Genomic DNA, 1968 nt, shown 5'->3' on the forward strand with positions numbered 1-1968 from the left:
GCCACTCCTGGCAAGCCACTGAAGACAGCTTCGCGTCAGCCACACCCGGCCCTCCCGGGCCGCCCAACAACTTACGGAGCTTCGCGTGCTCGTCTCCCCTTGCCCGACCTCTCGGCTTCGCTCGAGCAGGGGAGACCCCATTCGATCACTCGGTCCCACCGCGCCCTTGCGGTTCCTGACCGGACGTCTTGCTGTGCAGCGAGAGGAAACCGAGACCAGATGGCGGCGCCTGACCGCTGGCCGCCAGGCTCTCATCCTGGCCCGTCCACGGTGCGGTGGCACCTGCACCCAGCTTGCCGCGGGGTTCGGCATCGGGATCGCAACCGTCTACCGCTGCATACGTGAAGCTGTCGAAGCCCTGCCCGGCCTCGCCCCGTCCCTGGCCGAGGCGACATAGAGGATCCGGGAGAAGGCGTTCGTCATCCTGGACAGCACCCTGCCGCCGATCGACCGCATCACCACCGATAGCCCCTACTACTCCGGGAAACACAAGCGCCACGGCATGAATGTGCAGGTCCTCACCGATCCGTTCGGACGGCCGCTCCGGACCTCGCCGGCCCTGCCCGGCTCGGCTCACGACCTGACCGCCGCCAGGCAGCACGGGATCATCGAAGCCCTCACCGAAGCAGGACTCACATGCTGGCATGCTGGGCGGACAAGGCGTATCAAGGCGCCGGCGGACCCACCCGGGCACCGTTTCGGGCCGGTGCCTCAAGCGAGGGAAGCGCCGCCACACACCACCCACGCCACGATCCGCTGTATTGGCGAGCAAGCCATAGCCACCCTCAAGGACTGGCGCCTCCTACGCAAGCTCCGCTGCAGCACCAACCGAATCACCGACGTCGTGAAGACCGTCCTCGCCCTTCACCACACATCAACGCGAGGATGGAAAACGCTCACCTAAGCGGTGGGCAGTGGAGTGGACCTATGGTTGGCTCATGCTCCACCGGCGCCTGGCCCGCGACTACGAAACCCTGCCCACCCGCTCCGAAGCCATGATCCACCTCATGAGCCGCAGGCTCACCCGAGAATCGACTCCGAGCTGAAAGGACTCATAGCCACCGAGCCACGCTGTCCCGCGCGTTTTCACCCCTCATTTCATGCGGCCAACGGTCATCGAATGATACCCGCCGCTTCCCGACAGGCACCGCAGGCGCCTTCCCGTTCCGGCAGCCACCAGTAGTCGGACGATGACATGCCGGCTTCCTGGATGCCGCACAGCGTCTTGTCGAAGGTGCCGAAGGCGTGGGAGATACCAGGGGCAAGACCGTCCGTGACGGCCTCCTCCCAGCGCATCCCTACGGGCAGATACGGCGGTTGTGAAATCTCGAACCACTCGCCGCCCACGTGGGTGGCCGCATGGCACCAGGAACAGGACTAGATCTCCTCTTCCCAAACAAAACGCTCTTTAAGTGGGCGTTTACGTAGCACTTTTCTAGTATGCGAGGTCTGCTCATGCCCCAGTTTGATCGCCTCTGCCCGGTAGGAGGTGTGCATCCCCACCCGGATCACGAACCCGCCTGCCCGTCTCGTTCGCTTCCGTGTCTCGAAGTCCGTCTGGCTTTAAGACGCCCCAGAATCGCCGGACAGCCAGCGGAACTACACCCTCCAAACGCGGTCATGTACACGCTGTGCCGTGAGCGAGCGCAAGCCCTACCCCAGCGACCTGTCCGACGCCCGATGGGCCCTGATCGAACCGACGCTGACGGCCTGGCGAACTGCCCGGCTCGAACGCCGGCCCACCGGCCAGCCAGCCAAGGTCGAGTTACGGGACGTGTTCAACGCGATCCTCTACATCAACCGCACGGGAATCCCCTGGAAATACCTCCCGCACGACTTCCCCAGCCACAACACCGTCTACGCCTACTACGCCGCCTGGCGCGACGAGGGAGTCTTCGCTCAACTCAACTACGACCTCACCGGTCTCGCCCGCGTCAAGGAAGGCCGCAAAGCCGAGCCGACCGCCTC

Annotated in this window: 2 protein-coding genes and 2 pseudogenes; 3 read left to right on the plus strand and 1 reads right to left on the minus strand. The window is 64.8% G+C overall.

Annotated features, from left to right (window positions below; genetic code table 11):
* The first annotated feature begins 139 nt into the window (after positions 1 to 139).
* Both ACFWUY_RS41375 and ACFWUY_RS41380 read left to right on the plus strand, forming a co-directional pair.
* Positions 140 to 904: pseudogene (locus ACFWUY_RS41375) on the plus strand (transposase family protein).
* Positions 903 to 1046, plus strand: a pseudogene (locus ACFWUY_RS41380) (IS5/IS1182 family transposase); the annotation flags it as partial. The pseudogenes ACFWUY_RS41375 and ACFWUY_RS41380, both read left to right, overlap by 2 nt.
* Positions 1047 to 1113: 67 nt before the next feature.
* On the opposite strand, the gene ACFWUY_RS41385 reads toward ACFWUY_RS41380, so the two are convergent.
* The gene (locus ACFWUY_RS41385) at positions 1114 to 1347 is read right to left on the minus strand and encodes a hypothetical protein (protein ID WP_384122133.1); all 234 of its coding nucleotides are present in this window, start codon (positions 1345 to 1347) and stop codon (positions 1114 to 1116) included.
* 289 nt (positions 1348 to 1636) lie between these two features.
* Here ACFWUY_RS41385 and ACFWUY_RS41390 point away from each other — a divergent pair.
* Positions 1637 to 1968, plus strand: a 332-nt coding sequence (locus ACFWUY_RS41390; protein WP_384122136.1) for a transposase, incomplete at its 3' end; no start/stop codon positions are given.

This window comes from Streptomyces sp. NPDC058664 (assembly GCF_042716635.1).
In the GTDB taxonomy this organism is placed as follows: Bacteria; Actinomycetota; Actinomycetes; order Streptomycetales; family Streptomycetaceae; genus Streptomyces.